Raw genomic sequence first — 20,033 nt, 5'->3', positions numbered from 1 at the left:
CGACGTTCCCGATTCAGGAGAGGAACTCACGCACGGCGCTCGCGAACATCTCACCACGTTGAGCATAGCTGTCGAACATGTCCAAGGATGCCGCAGCGGGAGAAAGAACCACCGTATCGCCCGCCTGAGCGAATCCGGCCGCAGCGGCCACCGCTTCGGCCACCACCGTTTGGTCCACTGACTCCAAGACTCTGATCGGCACGTCAGGAGCATGTCGCGCAAACGCCTCGGCCACGGCCGCACGGTCGGAACCGATCAGAACCGCGCCACGCATTTTAGGAGCGTAGCGCTGCACCAACTCACTGACGTCCACCCCTTTCAACTGTCCGCCGGCGATCCACACCAGAGACTCATACGCGTCCAGAGCGGCCGCTGCCGCGTGCGGGTTGGTGGCCTTCGAATCGTCCACCCATGCCACGCCGTCCATATGAGCTATCGTGACGTTACGGTGCGGCTCGGGGCTATACGACCGCAGCCCCTGCCCCATCGCCTCCACCTCGCAGCCGACCGTGGAAGCGAGCGCGGCCGCCGCCAGTGCGTTGGCGACGTTGTGCGAACCCGCCGGGCGGATTTCCTTGGTCGCACATATGCGCCGGGGTCGCCCGGAGCGGTTGTCGACCAGATATCCGTCCACCACTCCGAAGTCGCCCGGCCGTGGTTCTTCCAAAGTGAACCCGATGGTTTCGCCGTGGCGGTCGTCCAAGGCGCGTATCACCAATGCGTCGTCCCGATTGACCACCGCGACGCTACCGCGCCAGGCCGCCGTCTTCGCTTCGGCGTAGCGGTCGAAGTCGCCGTGCCAGTTGAGATGGTCGTCGGCGAGGTTCAGGATGACTCCGGCCCGTGGTGACATGAGCCGCGACCAGTGCAATTGGTAACTGGACAGTTCGATGGCCAGGACGTCGTAGGGCCCGTTCGCTTCGGTCACGAGTGCGCGTCCGATGTTGCCGAGTGGGGCGGTGGAGTATCCGGCGGCGCTCAGCATCGACGACAGCATGGTCGTCGTGGTGGTCTTCCCGTTCGTACCGGTGACGACCAGCCAGGGAGCCGCTCCGGCCTGCCGCAGTCGCCACGCCAGCTCGGGTTCGCTGTACACCTCGAGATCGGCGTTCTCGGCGGCCTGCACGATCGGGTGGTGCGGTGGGAATCCGGGAGAGACGATCACCTGTTCGGCACCGGCCAGATAGTCGTTGTCCCACTCGCCGGTGTGTACCTTCGCTCCCTGTTCGGACAGGGTTTGCGCGACCGGAGAATTCTTGCTGTCGTATACGGTGACGTCCCGTCCCGATTCCAGCAGAGCACGTACCGACGCGGCTCCGGCGATTCCGGTTCCCGCTACGAGTATTGACTGTGCGACACCGTCCATGGCAGTCTCCTATCCTGCGACGCGAAGGAAGTCGGCGAAAAAGAATCCCAGCCCCATGGCGATTCCGATACCGGCGATGATCCAGAATCTCACCACCACGTTGACCTCTGACCAACCGGCGAGTTCGAAGTGGTGGTGTATGGGGGCCATCCGGAAGACACGTCTACCGGTCAATCGGAATGAAGTGAATTGAATGATTCGGCTCATCGTTTCGATGACGAACAGAGCCCCGATGATCGGAAGCAGGAAGATCGTTTTGGTCGCGAAGGCCATCCCGGCTATCAGGGCACCCAAAGCGAGCGAACCGGAGTCGCCCATGAAGATGGTGGCAGGCGAGGTGTTCCACCAGAGGAATCCGAACAGCGCACCGGCGACTGCTCCGGCGACGAGTGCCACTTCCAGGGGGTCACGTACGTCGTAGCAATAACTTTGATTGAGAACTCCGTCCGGCGACCCGCACCAGTGACGGTACTGCCAGAAACCGACGACGAGGTAGGCGGAGAACACCATGATCGAGGTTCCGGTCAGCAGTCCGTCCAAACCGTCGGTGAGGTTGGCACCGTTACCCGCGGCGTTGACGATGAAGACGAACAGGACGACGATTCCGATCTTGGTTACCGGAAGCCACGTGATGTCCTGTGTGAAGGACAGGTAGGGACTGAAGACCGTCTGGCCCACCGATCCGGTGTAGTAGGCGCCGAACGCGCCGACGCCCGCCGCCGACAGCGACAGACCGGCGATTTTGGCTCGACCCGAGATACCGCCCGAGTTCTTCTTACGAATTTTCAGCCAGTCGTCGAGGAAACCGACGAAACCGGCGAGCGCGAAGATTCCCACAAGTACCGCACCCGTGGCGGTGATGCCTCGTGGACGTTCAAAGGTATTGGCGTCGGGAAGCGCCATCAAAACCACGTGTCCCAGTAGGAAGGCGAGAATCGCGGTGACGATGATGACGACTCCCCCCATGGTGGGGGTGCCGGACTTCGTCAGGTGGGTTTGGGGGCCGTCGGTTCGGATGGGTTGTCCGGCTTTCAGACGACGGAATGCTTTAGCCGCCCACGGCGTCAGCACCATTGTCAGTGCGAACGCCGCGAAGGCCGCTAGGATGACTGCTCTCACTGGATTTGATCCTCCTGTGCGCCGCGCAGATGATCGGCGATGTCCCAGGTGCGATAGCGGGAGCCTTTCACCAAGACGGTGTCACCGGGGCGAACGCGGTCGCGTATTAGTTCGATGGCGGTGGTTTGGTCACCCGTGTGGGTGCCGTGGGTTGACGTGGCAACGTCCCGGATCGCGGCCACGATCGGTTCGGTTCCCTCACCGACGGCAATGACCTCGTCAATGCCGAGTTGAGCCGCGAGGGTTCCCACCGAGGAGTGTTCGGAATGACTGAGCTCTTCCAGGTCGGCCATGAGGCCCAGCGCTGCGATCCGGCGTCCGGAGGTGGGGATGGCAGCGAGGCTCCGCAACGCACCGGCCATGGAGGCGGGGTTGGCGTTGTAGGAGTCGTCGATGACCGTCACGTTGTCGGCATTGGTAAACACGTCCATGCGCCTCTGGGAGCGTCGCCCGGCGGACGAGAGGACGTCGGCCGTCTGGGACACGGGAATACCGAGGGTGTGGGCGACACCGGCGGCCGCCAAGGCGTTGGAGACGTGGTGTTCGCCCCACAGCTGCAAGGCGACGTGGGCTTGGCCGGACGGGGTGGTGAGGGTGAAGGCGTACCGACCGTCGCGCGATTCGAGAGCGGTGGCGGAGACGGCGGCCGGTTGTCGATACCCGTAGGTGAGGACGGTGGCGGAGGTTCGCGCGCGCATCGCTGCCACTCGTTCGTCGTCGGCGTTGAGTACGGCCGTCCCGTCGGAGCCGAGGGATTCCGGAAGTTCGCCTTTGGCCTTGGCAGTGGTTTCGATGGATCCGAATCCGTCCAAGTGGGAGATTCCGACGTTGAGGACGACACCGATATCGGGCGGTGCGATGTCGGTCAGGTGAGTGATGTGCCCGAGTCCGCGAGCCGACACTTCGAGAACCAGATAGCGGGTTTCGGGCTGAACCTGGCAAACGGTGTAGGGGTGCCCGAGTTCGTTGTTGAAGTTCTCCCGTGTCGACACCGTGGGGCCGTGTGATTCACACAGCGCCGCCATCAAATCCTTGGTCGAGGTCTTACCGTTCGATCCGGTCACTCCGATGATGACGGCTTCCGACCGCCGTGCCACGACCGAGGCCAATTTCGTAAGGGCCGCGATCGCGTCGCCGACGTAGACGGCCGCCGTGGGAACGTCCTTCGTGGCGATGGTGGCCACCGCTCCGGAGGCGGCAACGTCCTCCGCGAATTCATGCCCGTCGACGCGACTGCCCTCAAGCGCGAGGAACAGGTCTCCCGGACCGACTTTACGTGAATCGAACTCTACATTCCCGGTAACCATGCGGTCGGCCAAACTCGAATCGGACAGCTCACCATTCACAATGGAGGCTACTTCCGCCAAAGTCATAGGGATCATTCACGTACTCCTATGCTGTTGTAGGTTCCCAGCCGGCGTCCTGCAGTGCCTGTGCGAGCAGGAGACGGTCATCGGATTCGACGATGCCTTCTGCGGTCTCGGTGTAGCGTTCGTGCCCTTTGCCGAGGAGGGCGATGGTGTCCCCGGGATCGGCTACGGAGACCGCTTCCCGGACGGCCACTTCCCGCCCTGCGATATTACGGCATGGGACACCGGTGACCGCCGTGGCCACCTCCCCGCGAATTTGAGCGGGATCTTCCTGACGCGGGTTGTCGTCGGTAACGATGACCAGGTCCGCCTCAGCCGCCGCGGCTTGCCCCATGAGTGGACGTTTATGCCGGTCCCGATCGCCGCCCGCCCCGAGAACGGCGATCACGCGGCCGGGCGTGCCGACCTTCAGCTCTCGCAGAACGGCGGTGATGGCCTCGGGCTTATGGGCGTAATCCACGACCCCGCGAACCGGAGCCTCTCCGCTGACCAGTTCCATACGTCCGGGAATCCCCGTGAAATCGGCCAGATGTCGACCGCTTTCCGTGAGTGAAATCCCAAGCGAGTCAAGCAATGCCATAGCCAATGTGGCATTGAATACATTATGCCGCCCGGGCAACGGCAAGACGGTGTCGACCTCGCCGTCGGGCCCGGTCACGTGGAATCGCTGCGAAAACCCTTCGTCACGAATCTCGCTGACCAGGTAATCCGCCGCCTCGTCGTCACGCGCGTAGGTACGGGCACCGGCGCCGATGAGGCGACGCGCCCAGGCGTCGTCGGCATTGACGACGGACTTAACCGCCCTGCCGTCGAACAGCTTGCGCTTCTGCGCGAAGTAGTCGTCCCGGTCCTTATGAAAGTCAAGGTGGTCGGTCCCGAACATGGTGAAGCCAGCGACCGCGAACCGAGTTCCCTCCACACGGCCCAGCGCCAAGGCGTGGGACGACACCTCCATGACCAGGTCGGTGACTCCCCGTTCCACGGCCAGAGCAAACAAGGCCTGCAATTCGGGGGCCTCGGGAGTCGTGCGCTTGGAGTCGATCGTTTCGTCTCCAATGCGCGTCTCCACCGTCCCGATGATTCCGGTAGTCCGACCGGACCGCGCCAGCAAGTGTTCGGCCAGGTAGGCGGTGGAGGTCTTTCCGTTCGTACCGGTGATGCCGATGACATTGAGCTTGGTACTGGGGTGATCCCACACTCGAGCCGCGATAACCCCCGTCAAGGAACGCGGATCCTCGGCGACGAGGACGGGAATGTCGGCGTCGATCAAGTCCGCGCCTTGTGGATCGGTGAGAACGGCGACCGCTCCCCTCGATACCGCGTCGGAGGTGAACTCCGCGCCATGACGACGTGAACCGGGAAGGGCCGCGTATAGGTCCCCCGGCTGCACTTGCTGAGAAGCCAAAGAGACGCCGGTAATGTTTCCGGCGTGCCCGGCCGCGTCGGGCAGCAGATCATTCAATTCCGACAGTGGATACGGTTTGCTCATTTCGGGTCGTTGCCGAGATTGCGAAAACGATGACACCGCCTGACCATACACCGTGGTGCTTTTTGTACGGCTGCGATCGACACGATAGTGGCCCAAAAGAATCCCCTTCCCGAGATTAATTTGATTCCAATCGAATTCTTGCCGCCTCTCCCCTTTCTCCATTCTTTATGTGAACGAAAAGATTCGTTCCGTTATTGTCGATCGCAATATTCGCCCCTGTTGACGAGGGTCTTTACTTCTGGCGCACAGAATATTAATCTGACACCTACTCGAAAGAGTCGCTCGAGAACCGCGATTGGCACCCCCTATGCGAAAGGAATTCGATCACGCTCTAGTCTTAGTACCCAAGCCGATTCATCCTCATGTCTATTCAAAGGATCCACCAGCCGTGACTCGCTTGAGCACCCGAAGCCGAAAACCCGTGTTCACTTCCGGAATCCTATTGTTGGTCTTGTTTCTATTGCCGCCGTCCCAATCGCTGGCCCAAGATGACGAACTGGAAGAACACTCCGTATCGGAAGAACTATCGAGTGCGATTACGGACTATCTGGAAGCGATGGATAAGCTCGAGGAGCTCCAGCAAAAAGAAAAAGACCTGGAAACGGAATTGGAAGACGCCGAAGAGCGTCAAAAGGAGCTGAAAAAGGAGCTGGCCGATTTCGCTGGAATCGCCTTGCAGCAATCGGACATGTACTCCCTGACGACGATGTTGGCCTCGGACGACAATCGCGACATGCTGGAAGCGATGACCATGCTCGACTTCCTAGGCGAATCGCGAGCCGAGCGTGTCGACACACTCATCAAACGGATCCAGGAGATCGACACGCTCCAAGACGACCTGGACGAAAACATCGCCGAACAGGAACGGCTCACCAAGGAACTCGATGAGGCCCGAGAGTCCGCCGCCCTCTCCATGGCAGGAGCCGGAGGAGACTCCGCCGTAGGCCCCGAGCCGGGTAACTTCCCCACCCCCGAAGCCGTACCCCGGAACCCCAACGGTTCGCTCCCCTACGAATCCTGCTCCGAATCAGATCCCACCACCAACGGCTGCATCTCCCCACGCACCAGGCACGGCGTGGTCCAGTCCCAATTGGCGGGGTTCACCCGCTACACCGCCTGTTTCCGCAACGGCTCGTGGGGTGACCACCCCCAAGGAAAGGCCTGCGACTACTCCGTGACTCCAGGCGGCTTCAAAGGCGTCGCCACGGGCACCGCCAAACAGTACGGTGACAACCTCGCCGCCTGGTTCGTGGAAAACGCCGATCGCCTCGGCATCAAATACGTCATCTGGTACAAAATGTTCTGGTCCCCCACCACTGGGTGGACCAACTACAACCTCGCCAACGGCGACCCGAACACCGATCACACCAACCACGTCCATACCTCCTGGAGGTAAGGTGACCGCTCAGGTTGTTCCAGGCACTCCATATTTACGCTGCGGGGGCCTCTTGCGGCCACAAGGCCGCTACGAGTCCTCCTCGCGCAAATCTGAAGCACCTGGAACAACCTGAGCTCTTCTCCAGCTCTACCGCCGCTGCACACGCGCCTGCGGCACGTCGTTAGCGGCTCGCCAGTTGGCTCGTCCCTGGGGATGGAACGACGGTAGCGCTCTTTAGGAATCACAGGCAGCTCTACCGCTTCTGCGCTTCGCTCGAAGCTCGCCGGTTTCGTCAGGGGCGTGCGTGGTGGTCGAGCGTTCTGCAGAGGTACAAACGGCCCTACCGCCGTATGTACGCGCTGCGCCAGATCAAGGGCCCAGCGGTACGTTGTCGTAATTTCATCGGTCAACCAGTCTGGCCGCAATGTCGCATTCAAGGCTGCGGCGACCGGAACACCTTCCTACCTGCGATGACATTGTTTACTGGCTCCACTCCGATCGAACCCCCCACATCACAATGAAGAGCGACTCGGTTCGGTTGATATTCCAGGGCTCGTCTGCCCGTCGAGGGGCGGACCAGTCCACCGTTTTGACTAGGTCACCTCAACAAATAGATTGTCTTTCACCTTGGTGATTGGCTCGTACAGAACGTGAGTGTGTACTGTTTACAGCATGACCAGACAACGATCCACGTCATTCGGGCGCGGGACTGTCAGTCGCCGAAAAGCCTTGGCATTCGGCGCCGCGGGAATGGCCGCGACCGGACTGGCCGCCTGCTCAGACAGCGGCGAAGTCGACAACGGCACGAGCGGCGGTGACGACGAACCACAGGTGGACATGGGCCTGTCGCCTGCCGATGGCAACAATGAGGCTGCCGCCTCGACCGAAATCCGCTGGGATTATCCCGACGGCGAAGTCACCGCCGTCAGTCTGACTACCGATAGCGGTGACCAGATTGAAGGGGAGTTCCACTCCGACGGCGACAGCTGGGTGCCCGCAGCTCCCTTGAATTACGAGACCACCTTCACCGCCACGGTTACGGCGACCAACGCCGACGGGGAGGAAGTGCAGGCAAGCTCGACCTTCCAGACTATGGCGTCTCCGGGAAACCGTATTCCCATTCAGTTCTACAGCCCCAATAACGCGACCGTCGGTCAAGCCGCCGTCGTCGCCTTTGAGTTCCTGGAAGGATACTCGGTTCCGGAAGATGTCCGTCGCGACCTGGAACGACGCCTCCAGGTCGTGTCCAATCCGGCACAGGAAGGCTCCTGGCACTGGATCAACGGCACAAAACTCGAATACCGTCCCAAGGAATACTGGAAGCCCGAAACCACGGTGTCCTGGCGACTGGGTTTGGGCGGTTTTCCGTTCGGAGACGGCAATTTCGGCGACGTCGACGTCGAGGGTCAATTCACCACCGATTCCGAACTGCGCTTGATGGAAGCCGACGACAGCACCAAGAACCTCTCGGTACAGCGTGACGGTTATTCGGTCAAGAACATGCCGATTTCGCTCGGCAAGGACCGAATCGATGGAAACGACGCTCGGTCGTACAGCGGAAACATGGTCATCATGAGCCGAGAAGAGGAATCCAAGTTCGTTTCCGATCTTTACGACTACGAAACGGACGTCAAATGGGCCATGCGCCTCACCTGGAGTGGACAGTACATTCACGGTGCTCCGTGGGCCGCTGAGGAAGACGCGCTGGGAAACACCAATATCTCACACGGCTGTATCAACCTCGATGACCCCGAAGCGGAATGGCTCTATGACTTCGTCAAATGGGGCGACCCGGTGATCGTCTCCGGAACGGATCGCGCCCTGCCGCAAGGCGACGGGATTACCACCTGGGACCTCAGCTGGGACGAAGTTCTGCAAGGTTCCTACACCGCTGACTCCTGACAGCGATCTCGGCCGATCTATGGAACCATGCGGAGTCAATCGCTCCCAGTGATTCCCAGATCGGCCGCAATGGACGCCATCTCGATTCGATAGAACTCCTCGACGTTGGAAAACACGGGAAGTATCTGGTAGACCTCCATGGCGATGAGGCCGAAGATTCTGCCCCACGCCGACGCGAAACGGTATTGAAATTCGGCCGGGACATCGGTCCCCACAATGTAGGCGCCACACATATTCACCACTTCATGCCGCAGGTCGGGCGATAGGTCGAGGTTGACGCCCGAGGCGGTAATCTCGACTCCTTGCTCACGTTGTCGACGCCACCAACGCGCGTACTCCTGCCCACACATCCACGCGTGTTCCACCGTTTTCGCCGTTACCGGATCCAAGTCGTCCAGCGAGTCGAACTCCCGGTCACGCATGCCAAGCATCGGATTGCCGAATTCGGTACTGACATAGAGGGACAGCTCAAATTCGGATTTACTGCCCAGTGCCCACTCTCGGTATACTCGTACCCACTGCCGCATACGGCCGTACGGATCATCTCCGACCGCGATCATGGCCCGCCGGGTGCGCTCGTTCAAATCGTCAAACACATCGCAGTAGAGCGCCCGTACCAGGGCTTCCCTTCCGTCGAAGTAGCGATAAATCGCAGCCGGGGACATGCGCATCTCCCGAGCGATCCCGCGCAGAGAGATCCCGTCGACTCCGCGCTCATGCAGTTGTCGCCGAGCGACGTCCTTGATCGTCGCGATCGTCTCGGCACGCAACCTCTCACGTCGAGTCATCCCATTCGACGAGTTCGATATCACAAAACTCTCACGTTCTAGTTTAAGTGAACGGCGTTGACATTATGAACGCCATTCATTACTGTTAACACCGTTAGCGTCATGGCCACTGATCACATGATACCGGTTCCTGAGGTCAAGCGCTAACGTCATGCACCACCTCCCGAGGAGCACATATGTACACCCGTATTGGACGAGCCGTCATAGCCGGACGCTGGTTCATCATCGCCGCTGCCGTGGCGCTCACGGCCCTGGGAAGCACCTGGGGTATGGGGGTATTCGACAAGTTCACCGACGGCGGTTTCTTCCCTGAAGACTCCCCCGTCAACTCCGACGCCGACTCCATTCGCGACGAATTCGGTAGCGTCGACGGCGACATCGTCATCCTGTATGAATCCACCGACGCCACCGTAGACGACCCCGAATTCGAGCAGGAGGCGACGGAGTCACTCCGCGACATCGCCGATATTCCCGAAATCGACCGGCTGAGCTCTTATTTCTCCACCGGCCAGGAAAGCTTCGTCTCCGAGGACCGCAACACCACCTATGCCGTTGCCTACCTGACCGCCGAAGATCAGGAAAGTGCCGCCGCCCAGTATTCCGACATTAAAGATCAACTGCGTAATACCGATGACCTCGAGGTCAGGCTAGGTGGAAACGCGGCGATCTTCAACGACATCAACACACAGGTCAAGGATGATTTGGTTCTCGCCGAGATCATTTCCATGCCCCTTCTGTTGGTGATCACCCTGATCGTCTTCGGTGCGTTCGTGGCCGCCTCCATGCCGATCCTCATCGGTGGTTTGGCGATCCTGGGCGGTTTCACCATCACCCATGTCATCGCCAATTACACCGATGTATCGGTTTTCGCCGCGAACGTCATCACCATCATCGGATTGGGAATGTCGATCGACTACTCCCTTTTCGTTCTGAAACGTTTCCGCGAAGAGCTACGTTCCGGACGCGGCAAGACCTCCGCCATCCTCAATTCGGTCTCCACCGCAGGGCGAACGGTCACCGTATCCGGGGTCGTCATTATCCTGTCCATGGCGGGACTACTATTCATTGACGTCCCCTATCTGCACGGCATCGCTTACGGTGTCATGTCCGCCGTCGCCATCGCCATGCTCAGCGCCGTCCTCGTACTCCCCGCCCTTCTGTATCTCCTTGGACAACGGGTCGATAAGGGGCGACTCCCCTGGCATAAGGAGAAGGCGGACGCGGACGGCTCCGGATTGTGGTCCGCCGTCGGTCGCGGAGTCATGAAACGGCCGTTGCCGGTGCTGTTGGTCGTGACCGTCGCCTTGCTGTTCCTTGCCTCCCCACTGCTGGGCATCAAATTCGGCGGAGTGGACGAACGCATGATGCCGGAGGACGCGGAGTCTCGCCAGGTCACCGAACAGTTGGCGGCCGATTTCCCCGGCGCGGGTCAACCGACGTTCACGCTCATGGCCGAGGTGGGGCCCGAGCAGGCGGAATCGGTGATCTCGGAGGTCGGTGCCATCGATAACGTCGCCCGCGTCGACGTCGTCGACAGCACCGATACGGCCACTCTGTTCCAGGTCGGCTACGACATCGAACCGTTCAGCGCCGATGCACGACAGATCGTCGACGACGTTCGCAGCCTCGATCGCTCCGACCTTTACCTCACCGGATTGCCCGCCGAACTGTTCGACAGCTTCGGCGCGATTTCCGACGGGCTGCCGTTGGCGGCGGGTTTCATCATCCTGGTAACGCTGGTTATTCTGTTCTTCGCTTTCGGGTCGATCGTTCTTCCCGTCAAAGCGGTGTTGATGAACATCCTGTCGCTGTCGGCGGCGGTCGGGATCAGCATTTGGATTTTCCAGGAAGGTCATCTGTCGGATCTACTGGGATTCGACGCCTCCGGTTACGTCGACCCGTCGGCGGTGATTCTCATGGCGGTCATCCTGTTCGCCCTCTCCACCGACTATGAGGTTTTCCTGCTGTCACGTGTCCGGGAAGAATGGGACAAGGGATCCGACAACGAAACGTCGGTCCTGCACGGCATCCAGGCGACCGGATCGATCATCACCGCCGCTGCGGCCATCCTCATTGTGGTCGTCGGTGCGTTCGGCGTCAGCGGCATCGTATTCATGAAGATGATGGGTGTCGGCATGGCCGTGGGGATCTTCGTCGATGCCACGGTCGTGCGCATGCTATTGGTGCCGTCGACCATGCGGCTGCTGGGGAAGGTCAACTGGTGGGTTCCCAGCCCGTTGGCCGGGCTCTACTCGCGGTACCAGATTTCCGAAGGAGAAACGGAGACGACCGATGAGAACGAACCCCGTCGCGAATCAGTGGTCTCCGGTTAAGTGAGAACTACCGTCAGTGGCCTGCCGACGCAATACCGTCGGCAGGCCACTGACCATTGAAATCGTCGCCGATTGTCGAGGCTAGTTGGCACTGTGCGCGGTTTCGTCCTCCGCCGGTTTGGGGTCGGCGGCCTGGGGATGTTCCTCCAGGATTCGCCGGTGCGCCCACCGCTCCACAAAAAACGAACCGATCGGAACGGTACCTCCAAGTAGAAGGCCCACGGTCTCGGGCCAAAACTTCCACTCGGCCTGCTGTGCGAGTTGAAAACCCAGCACCAGGTACAGCATGTAGAACAGCCCGTGAATGGGACTGATAACCGTCGACAGGCTCTCAATCCCGAATATGTAACGCAGCGGCACGGCCACGAACATCAGGATGATCAAAAAGCACGAGACGATGTAAGCGACAATCCGAAAACGCTTGAGCTGTGCGTTCATTTAAATACCCGAACCTTCTCTTTCCCTGGCTGCGATGATGTCGCGCTCCCACGGCGAGCGCATTGGAGGCGGTTGATCCTGCTCCGCCGGAGTCGGCTGACCTTTCCTATCGGCTCGATCGGTACGCATTTCAGCCCGAATCTGGCGTATCCACAAGGCCAGGGTGAACAGGGCGAATACCGGCCACTCCAGGGCGTATCCCCAGCTCAGAGCATTACCACCTTGTGCGCGGGAGAGTTGCCAATACCCCAGCCAGAGAAACATGGGGATCAAGGTGAGCGCGAGAATGTGCAGGAATATCCATCCCGGCGTGAACAGACGGGCAATGCCGGTCCGTTTCGGGTTCCTGGTGGCATTCATGACCGTCACCCTAGCAAGCAGGGGTGTGACACTTGGCGGCGACCAGGCGCGGTATGTCGACCGATACCGTCGTACGGATCTCTCCGCCGTTGGGCGTAAGCTCGTTTGGGGTCGCCCGAGGCTTTCCCTGCTGAAAAGTCGGCTTCGTTTTCCCGGCCGTGAGGTGACATACTGATTGTGGAACGTTTGGCCGTTACACCATTGGCGCTCTCATCACCGATGGACTCGCCAGGTCGCAGCCGACTGTGATGCCACCCTGTCCCGCCGACGACCAACGGAGGCAACCGACGTGAATACCGAGCTCCCCGAGCCCGATGCCTGTCAGCAGTACAACCACCCCAGCCCCGATCTGGTGTACAACAGGTTGCTGGAATGGTGCAACGCGGACGTGTTGGATGCGCAGGAGGCCGCTGACGCCGCCCACCGCCTGAGTGACGACCAGGTTGTTCTTGCCAACCGCCTCTACCAGGACATTATTTCCACCATGGGGGAACCGGCGTGGCGGCAGTGGCCCAAACTACCGTCGAGTACACCGGCCGACGCTCTGTTGGGGCTCTATCCTCTTCTGGCGGCATTGGACGACATGGTGAACTACCACCGGCAGCACAATGTCAATCAGGTCCATTCCCGCCGAGTCATGAGTGACGTCGGGGAAAAGCTCAGGCTCAATCGCCGCCTCTATCAACGCGCCGGACTCGATGTCGCGTTCTGGTTCACCTGTCACGTTCGCGGCAGCCTCTATCAGCTGGGACGTTTGCAATTCTGTATTGAGGGAAGCACTACCCAACCACACTTGGGACTGCACATCCGGGGCGAGGGCGGACCGCTGAGTGTGGAACGGATCGCCGACTCGGTTCACCTGGCCCGAGAATTCTTCCCCAAGAGCTTCCCGGACCTGTTCCCCGCTCCCGAAGAAATCACGATGACCTGTGATTCCTGGTTGCTGGATCCGCAGCTGAACGACTGGCTACCGGCTCGATCGAACATTCGCGCGTTCGCATCACTCTTCGACCTCATCGGTCCGGAGGAGAACGCCGGTAGGGACGCCGCCGGCGATATCTACCGCTTTGTGTACGCTCTTCCCGAATCCGTCGCACCGATCGAACTCCCCCGCAACTCCTCAATGCGAGCCGCTCTGGCCGACGCATTCGAGGCCGGAGTCCAGTGGAAGAGTCGAGTCGGCGTCCTCAACCTGGAGAAGGTCCTTCGGCACACCTAGAGCGTCGTTCACGGTACTGCACACAATGGTGTCGCGAGATCAGTTCGGTCACGATCACGATCGCGGTCCGCCTAAGGAAATGAGCTTACCCAGGGTCGCGATGTTGTCCGTCACCGCTTTCGGATCACCCATTCCCTCGACGAACAGGAGCTGCCGGCGCACACCCGACGCGTCGGCGGCGTCGGTCAACTTCTCCATAACCTCCTGTTCACTGCCAACGGCGTGTTGCGAGAGGAGAAAATCCACGTACGCGTCGTGGTTCGGGCTGCCACGCCGCAGCAACGACTGATACTGGTCGGTGTATCCCAACAACGTTCGCATCCGGTGCCACAGTCGGGAACGGTCACCGGGGCCGTCCACCACCTGAGCGAGGAGGGCCGCGGCATGCTGGGCCCTGTGGACGTCGTGACCGTGGGCGCTCGCTTCCTGCCGCCATATGTCGATCATGTGTTCGTGGTCGGCTGGGACGGTATGCATCCCCAGCAACAACGGCAGTCCCATTCGCCCCGCCAATCGGGCGGTGTGCTCACCGGTCGCCGCTACCCACATGAGATTCGGATCCGATTCGCGGTACGGCGGCGGGGGCACGGGACTCACCGGACGAAAGGAAAAACGGTCGCCGGCAAACCACACGTCGCCGTCGGCGGTCAACCATCGCCGCAATACCTCCAGCGCTTCGGGGAACCCGGATTCGAAGCGCTCCAGACTCGAATTGAACACCTCCAAGTCGACCCAGGGACCGCCGCGACCTACGCCGAGACGGAAACGGCCCGGCGCGAGCGCCTCCAGGAGTGCTACCTGCTCTCCGACCATGACCGGGTGATGTTGTGAGAGCATCACGACCGCCGTTCCCACGTTGATGTTGTCGGTGGCCGCCAGAACGTGCGAGGCCATGGTCATCGTGGCGGGATTCAATCCGTAGTCGATGAAGTGATGCTCGGCGAACCAAACGGTGTCGAACCCGCTCCGGTCGGCCACACGACTGTAGTCAACGAGATCGCCCAGGGTTTCTGCGGGCGTCCGTTGCGACTGCCGTCCACCGAGCAGAAAGACGTCGTGCTCCACCGAATACATGCGACACTCCTAACCGTCGTGGGACACCACAGCATCGCAGAACGCCTCATCGCAGGGCAACCCTCACACGCGATGCGTCAAGGTACAAGCGAGATGCGGGGTTCAGGAATGGTCGGTCAGGATGTCCTCGCCTGCCTTTTCGGAAATGATCGCGGTGGGTGCCCAGAGGAAGAGGCCGGGTATCCGAGGAAAGCTGGACGCGTCGACGACCCGCAGACCTGTGACTCCGTGGACTCGGAACCGACCGTCCAAAACCGCGCCTTCCGCCGGAGCGGATCCGATGGGATTCGTGCAGGAGGCATGATGCCCCCAGGCTTCCTGCCGAATCCAGCGTCGTATCTCGGCTTCGGTCTCGACCGATTCGCCCGGCCACACCTCGGTTCCCACCGCGGCGTTCGCGTTGATCCGCCGCACCATGTGGAGGGAATCCACGAGCGCGTCGATATCAGGTGCGGACAGGTCGCCGTCGTCGAACTTGCGGTGATTGATCCTGGGCGTTTCGGTCGGATCGGCCGACCGTAGCCGAACGGTTCCCTGCCGGGAGGAATCGAACCCTTTCAGGATCAACCAGGTAAATTTGTCGTGTACGTATCCGTCGTCATAGCCGGGGCGATAGCCTCGGAAGTCGACTGGGAGCCCGAAGACGTACAACTGGGCGCGTTCGTCGTCGCCGTAGCGACGTTTGACCGCCCCAATCGCTCCATTCGTTCCATAGAACGTCAATTCACCCAAAGGCGTTCGCTGCATCGCCTCCCATTCGCTCAAGCACGGGTCGAACAGGCCCTCGCCAAAAGTACAGGCCGACAGCAGCATGAAGTCGGGATGTTCGGTGACGACGGGAACCTCGTAGCGATCCTGGAGATTCGCACCGACGCCGGGGAGGTCGACACGGCACTCGATCCCATGCCCGGTGAGGTGGGATTTCGGCCCGATTCCCGACAACATGAGAAGCTGCGGACTGTTATACGCTCCCGCGGCGACGATGACCTCTCGGTGTACCTTGACCGTCCGGCGTGAGGACGTCCGGGTCCCGTCATCGATAGGTCGGTGCTCGGGCGAAGCGGCGTATAGATGACGCCCCTTCAGATAATCGACGGCCACCGCTCGCGGCGTCGTTTCGGAGTCGCCGTCGAGGTGGATTCTTTCGGCCAGAGCGTCGGTCACAATGTACAGACGATCAGGATGTTGCCGGGCCGTCGATCGCAGTCGTTCACGCATGGAGACTCGTCGACCGTGATCGGTGGCCAATTCGGGTGGATAGAATCCTTGATTGCGACTGGAAATATTCTCCTTGACGTTCAGACCCTCCCAGTCGTCGGTGACCCCTCCGCCCGGTAGTTCGGCCACTTCGTTGAGAGTGGCGTCCACGAGCGCTCCGACTTGTGGGTCAATGGAAACGAACTCGTTGAGGGCGTAGTGTTCCAAGGGCTGCCAGGACCGCAGTCGCTCCCAGTGTTGCCACATCCGTTCCGGATGCCAGGAATCATCGCCCGTGACCCGCTGGATATGCGTCCAATCCGACGGTTCCGGGTACATGGTGATCATGGCATGATGCGCACTGCAACCACCGAGTGTGGACGCACGCGGATATAGAACTCCACGTCCTTCGACCCATTGACTGCTGGATTCGCTCAGTTCCTGATCGGTATAGTGCCGAACGTAGTAATCCCACCGAACCTCCGTATCCGTGGCACCGATCTTATGGTGCAGCGCCGGAACGCTGTAGAGAGTGTCATCCCCGGCGGGCGGGCCCGCCTCCAGGACCAGGACGGTGAAGCCTTCCTGCGCCAGCCGAGTCGCCACCGGCGTTCCGCCGGGGCCGGAGCCGACTACGACGAAATCAACCTCTTCCGGGGCCTCATCGGTGGCATCGACCGGGTCACCGATCCCCAGTATATCGATTGCCGCCAATCCTGTCAGTCCAGTGGCGCCCAGAAACGTTCGGCGATTGAAATCCTTTGCCATCGTCGACCGAGCCCTTCCCTTCACAGCATCACGACTTCGCCATCGGTCACGAACAGTATGAGTCCACTTAGCTGAGTCAGCACCTAATCTCCAAAGCCACACAGTGCGGTGCGTCACTCGTTCGGTGTCTCATCCGCTTTCCAGAGGGCCACTTGCCTCGCACCCGTTCCACGGGTATCTTTGAATCGCCCCGAACCGGACAGTAAAGAGTCGTCACAACGGCGGGTTTCCTCCGAAGTGGAGGCGATGTTGGAATCCGATACCCTGGATCCGTCCGGCACTTTCATTCCGTTCAGGTGTGAGACACAAACGGAAACGCATCGTTTTCACATGGGGCGATGACAATTTCCATGGCCGGGCGACATCCATACTTCCCTGACCGAAAACGCACGAAGGAGACCTCGATGGCCAATATCGCCCTCATTGCCGGAAGCATCCGCAAGGACTCCGGCAACCGAGCCGTCATCGCCACCCTCGAGCACCTCGCTAAGAAAAAAGACCACCAAACCACGGTTCTCGACCCCGGTGTTCTTCCACTGTTCAGCGAGGACCTGGAGGTTGACCCGATTCCCGAAGCCGTCCGTGAGTTCGCCGGTGCGGTCGGTCGCGCTGACGTCTTCATCATCAGCTCCCCCGCCTACAACGGTTACCCCTCTGGGGTCGTCAAAAACGCACTCGACTGGTTGTCCCGGACGAATGCGGATTTCCCGGACGCTTCCCCGCTGTCACGACCGGTAACAGCGACGATAACGGCGTCTCCGGGAAAGAGCGGCGGCGACAACGCCCTTCCGCACCTGCGTCAAATGGTTCGCAACAGCAGCGGTCGACCGGTTGAGGAAGCGCAGCTCTGCTTGGGCAACGCGCTGGCACTTAAAGGCTCTGACGGTCAATACCACGACGCGGAGGTACTGACCAAACTCGAGTCCGTTCTCGACGCGGCGGTGAAAGACATATCGGCTTAGTCAACGATCATTCGTTGGGTGAGGCACTTCGAACTCGCCTCACCCAAAACATCCTGGCTTTCATGTGAGCATCCGGAGCCACTCTGTTTCTTGATCCCGTTCGCGGCATAAACGTTGACCCTTTCGCTCGCGACCAGCACCAAGAATGTGCAGCGAAGGCCGATCACACGCCCCGCATCGCCCGGATACGACGCTGAATCCTCACACTGTCGAGTTCGTTCAGTGGCACCCACCTGTGCCCGGCTACTTCCGATTCCTGAATGCGAACCTCCGAGTGGTCAGTACGAACGAACACGAACTGAAAGTCAAAATGCCAGTGCTCCGGCTCCTTCTTCACAGGAGAATCGGGGATACGTTGAATGTCAACGCACACAGGCGTTTCTATACCATCGAACGGTGCGATCGCCTCGAGTCCGGTCTCCTCGGCAACCTCGCGACGAGCGGCCCCGATCAAGGTTTCATCGGTCTTCGGCTCGATGTGACCCCCAGGCTGAAGCAGCCTTCCCAAAGCACGATGTTCGATATGAAGAACTCGACCGGCGTCGTCCAACACGAAGCCGCTGGCCGTCGCGTGCCCGGCCAACCGCGAGCGCGTCGCTACTGATTCGGTACCGTCAACGATGTCAAGGAACGGCTGCAGTTCCTCCTTGTCATCGGGGTAACTCTCAAGATACCGGTACGTCGTTTCGGCAATGTGATCGTTGGTGATCAAAGAGGCTCCTTCAGGGTTTCACGCTGGACCATGGCCGCATAGTTCAACGGGCGCCCTGAGCGTAATCCATTGCCGGAGCCCACCAGACGAACACCTAGGCGTTTGTACCTAATTACTCTCCTCAAAGTTTCCACACGTCCACCCTGTGACCTGTTCAAACAAATGGCTATAGTTAATCGCATGCACATCGTTCTCCCCGGCGGTAGCGGACACGTGGGCCGACTCCTCGAACGTCACCTCACGTCCGACGGCCACACGGTCACCATACTTACCCGCAATCCGAAACGTCCCAACGAAGTTCATTGGGACGGCCGAACCTTCGGAGATTGGCCCCGCAGTATCGAGACCGCCGATGCGGTTGTCAACCTCGCCGGAAAGAGCGTTTCGTGTCGCTATACCGACGAAAATCTCAGAGATATGATGCGATCGCGGACCGATAGTGCTCGCATCGTGGGGGACGCTATCGCACAGTCCCCGACTCCACCCGCGGTGTGGTTGCAAATGAGTACTGCAACGATATATGCGCACACCTTCGAATCCCCGCATGATGAGGCTGGAACGTTGGGCGGTCGCGAACCGGATGTACCGGATTATTGGAAGTTCAGCGTCCGTATTGCCCGGGAATGGGAGGCGACACAGAAGGCGGCCGACACCCCACGGACCCGAAAAGTGGCCTTGCGTGCTGCCATGGTGATGTCTCCCGATCAGGGCAGCATTTTCGATTGGCTATCGTGGATATCCCGCCTGGGACTGGGCGGTTCGGTCGCAGGTGGGCGGCAGTATATTTCCTGGATTCACGGTGATGATTTCGTCGCTGCCGTCAAACACCTCTTGGACAACGTGATTAGTGGGCCCGTCAATCTCGCTTCGCCGAATCCGATTCCTCAGCGCGACTTCATGCGGATACTGCGCCGTGCTTGGAAAATGCCGATCGGACTTCCCGCGGCCAAGTGGATGACCGAAGTCGCTGCGTGGGTGCTCAGGTCGGATACCGAACTGCTGTTGAAAAGTCGTCGGGTCGTGCCGGGTCGGCTGTCGGATGACGGAATTGGATTCGCCTACCCGGATTGGGAACAGGCCGCGTCCCATCTCGTGGCCTCCCGTCGACGTCACAAAGGTTCACAATTACGTCACGGAGCACAGACGAACTGGATCGTACCCGCGGCGCCGCCCACCGCATCGTTCCGCCCATACTGACGCCGTCGAGGGGCATGTCCGACCCTCGCGCACACCACCCTTCAAGCAAACTAACCGGTCAAGGCCACCTAAAAAGGCACCTGGGTGACCGGAATACGAACGACCTCGCCAAGACACGTCGAAGTGTCCCCTTTCTTCCGGAACCCAGTAAGCGCCGACGATCCCATGTCCAATACCCCGGATCATTGACCTCCTCCCCACGGATAAATCCGGGGGATTCCAACCCGAAGGTTGGCATGGTCCCCTCGCGGGGCCATTGGTTCCTGATTCGTCGACCGCCCGGCGGCGAGGTCTCCACAGGCTGACACCGCAAGCCCTGCGGCGTAGGCGGTTGCTTGGCTATCGCAGTTGCCCGGATACA

The 20,033-nt window shown here is 60.4% G+C and carries 16 protein-coding genes; 6 read left to right on the top strand and 10 right to left on the bottom strand.

Translation table 11 applies throughout. The annotated features are described in order from the left end of the window. Positions 1–13 precede the first annotated feature (13 nt). From murD to HALAL_RS0111845, 4 genes are read right to left on the bottom strand one after another with little or no spacing between them, the layout of a single operon-like run. A complete protein-coding gene (murD, locus tag HALAL_RS0111860) occupies positions 14–1,366 on the bottom strand; it encodes a UDP-N-acetylmuramoyl-L-alanine--D-glutamate ligase (RefSeq protein ID WP_025274214.1) in 1,353 nt (450 codons plus the stop codon). A 9-nt stretch (positions 1,367–1,375) separates the two neighbouring features. Further along, positions 1,376–2,485: a phospho-N-acetylmuramoyl-pentapeptide-transferase gene (gene mraY / locus HALAL_RS0111855; RefSeq protein WP_025274213.1), complete on the bottom strand. Its 1,110-nt coding sequence runs from the start codon at positions 2,483–2,485 to the stop codon at positions 1,376–1,378. Further along, on the bottom strand, positions 2,482–3,867 hold the full coding sequence (locus tag HALAL_RS0111850; protein WP_025274212.1) for a UDP-N-acetylmuramoyl-tripeptide--D-alanyl-D-alanine ligase: 1,386 nt from the start codon (positions 3,865–3,867) through the stop codon (positions 2,482–2,484). The genes mraY and HALAL_RS0111850 overlap by 4 nt, the downstream gene beginning before the upstream one ends. A gap of 10 nt (positions 3,868–3,877) precedes the next feature. Continuing rightward, positions 3,878–5,344 (bottom strand): UDP-N-acetylmuramoyl-L-alanyl-D-glutamate--2,6-diaminopimelate ligase, encoded by a 1,467-nt coding sequence (locus HALAL_RS0111845; protein ID WP_029767843.1) that lies wholly within the window; start codon positions 5,342–5,344, stop codon positions 3,878–3,880. A 388-nt stretch (positions 5,345–5,732) separates the two neighbouring features. Here HALAL_RS0111845 and HALAL_RS0111840 point away from each other — a divergent pair, with 388 nt between their 5' ends. After that, positions 5,733–6,740, top strand: coding sequence for a coiled-coil domain-containing protein (locus HALAL_RS0111840; protein ID WP_035534519.1), 1,008 nt, complete (start codon positions 5,733–5,735; stop codon positions 6,738–6,740). 654 nt (positions 6,741–7,394) lie between these two features. Continuing rightward, entirely contained in the window at positions 7,395–8,624 is a 1,230-nt protein-coding gene (locus HALAL_RS0111835) for a L,D-transpeptidase (RefSeq protein ID WP_084471989.1), read from the top strand. A gap of 35 nt (positions 8,625–8,659) precedes the next feature. Here HALAL_RS0111835 and HALAL_RS0111830 read toward each other — a convergent pair whose 3' ends face one another. Beyond that, positions 8,660–9,412, bottom strand: coding sequence for a TetR/AcrR family transcriptional regulator (locus HALAL_RS0111830; protein WP_025274208.1), 753 nt, complete (start codon positions 9,410–9,412; stop codon positions 8,660–8,662). Between the two features lie 176 nt (positions 9,413–9,588). On the opposite strand from HALAL_RS0111830, the gene HALAL_RS0111825 reads away from it, so the two are divergent. Next, positions 9,589–11,745, top strand: a complete 2,157-nt coding sequence (locus tag HALAL_RS0111825) for an MMPL family transporter (protein WP_025274207.1) — start codon at positions 9,589–9,591, stop codon at positions 11,743–11,745. Between the two features lie 81 nt (positions 11,746–11,826). Here the strand turns inward: HALAL_RS0111825 and HALAL_RS0111820 are convergent, their stop codons facing one another. Both HALAL_RS0111820 and HALAL_RS17740 read right to left on the bottom strand, forming a co-directional pair. After that, on the bottom strand, positions 11,827–12,183 hold the full coding sequence (locus HALAL_RS0111820) for a DUF3817 domain-containing protein (protein ID WP_025274206.1): 357 nt from the start codon (positions 12,181–12,183) through the stop codon (positions 11,827–11,829). Further along, positions 12,184–12,543, bottom strand: a complete 360-nt coding sequence (locus HALAL_RS17740; protein ID WP_051462931.1) for a hypothetical protein — start codon at positions 12,541–12,543, stop codon at positions 12,184–12,186. Positions 12,544–12,832: 289 nt separating this feature from the next. Between HALAL_RS17740 and HALAL_RS17735 the strand changes: the two genes are divergently transcribed. Then, on the top strand, positions 12,833–13,762 hold the full coding sequence (locus tag HALAL_RS17735; RefSeq protein ID WP_025274204.1) for an acyltransferase domain-containing protein: 930 nt from the start codon (positions 12,833–12,835) through the stop codon (positions 13,760–13,762). A 54-nt stretch (positions 13,763–13,816) separates the two neighbouring features. Here the strand turns inward: HALAL_RS17735 and HALAL_RS0111805 are convergent, their stop codons facing one another. Together HALAL_RS0111805 and HALAL_RS0111800 are read right to left on the bottom strand one after the other, a co-directional pair. Beyond that, positions 13,817–14,836: an LLM class flavin-dependent oxidoreductase gene (locus HALAL_RS0111805; protein WP_029767838.1), complete on the bottom strand. Its 1,020-nt coding sequence runs from the start codon at positions 14,834–14,836 to the stop codon at positions 13,817–13,819. A 102-nt stretch (positions 14,837–14,938) separates the two neighbouring features. After that, positions 14,939–16,801 carry a GMC family oxidoreductase gene (locus HALAL_RS0111800; protein WP_025274202.1) on the bottom strand — a complete coding sequence of 621 codons (1,863 nt, stop codon included), beginning with the start codon at positions 16,799–16,801 and terminating at the stop codon, positions 14,939–14,941. Positions 16,802–17,205: 404 nt separating this feature from the next. On the opposite strand from HALAL_RS0111800, the gene HALAL_RS0111795 reads away from it, so the two are divergent. Then, complete coding sequence (locus HALAL_RS0111795; RefSeq protein WP_025274201.1) at positions 17,206–17,763, top strand: NADPH-dependent FMN reductase; 558 nt, start codon at positions 17,206–17,208, stop codon at positions 17,761–17,763. Positions 17,764–17,926: 163 nt separating this feature from the next. Here HALAL_RS0111795 and HALAL_RS0111785 read toward each other — a convergent pair whose 3' ends face one another. After that, positions 17,927–18,475 (bottom strand): NUDIX hydrolase, encoded by a 549-nt coding sequence (locus HALAL_RS0111785; RefSeq protein WP_025274200.1) that lies wholly within the window; start codon positions 18,473–18,475, stop codon positions 17,927–17,929. A gap of 180 nt (positions 18,476–18,655) precedes the next feature. Here HALAL_RS0111785 and HALAL_RS0111780 point away from each other — a divergent pair, with 180 nt between their 5' ends. Next, positions 18,656–19,672: an epimerase gene (locus tag HALAL_RS0111780; protein WP_025274199.1), complete on the top strand. Its 1,017-nt coding sequence runs from the start codon at positions 18,656–18,658 to the stop codon at positions 19,670–19,672. Positions 19,673–20,033 lie beyond the last annotated feature (361 nt).

The sequence above is a fragment of the Haloglycomyces albus DSM 45210 genome (assembly GCF_000527155.1).
Lineage (GTDB): Bacteria > Actinomycetota > Actinomycetes > Mycobacteriales > Micromonosporaceae > Haloglycomyces > Haloglycomyces albus.
Note: the sequence above shows the minus strand (reverse complement) of the source record. Positions and strands in the feature narration are given on the sequence as shown.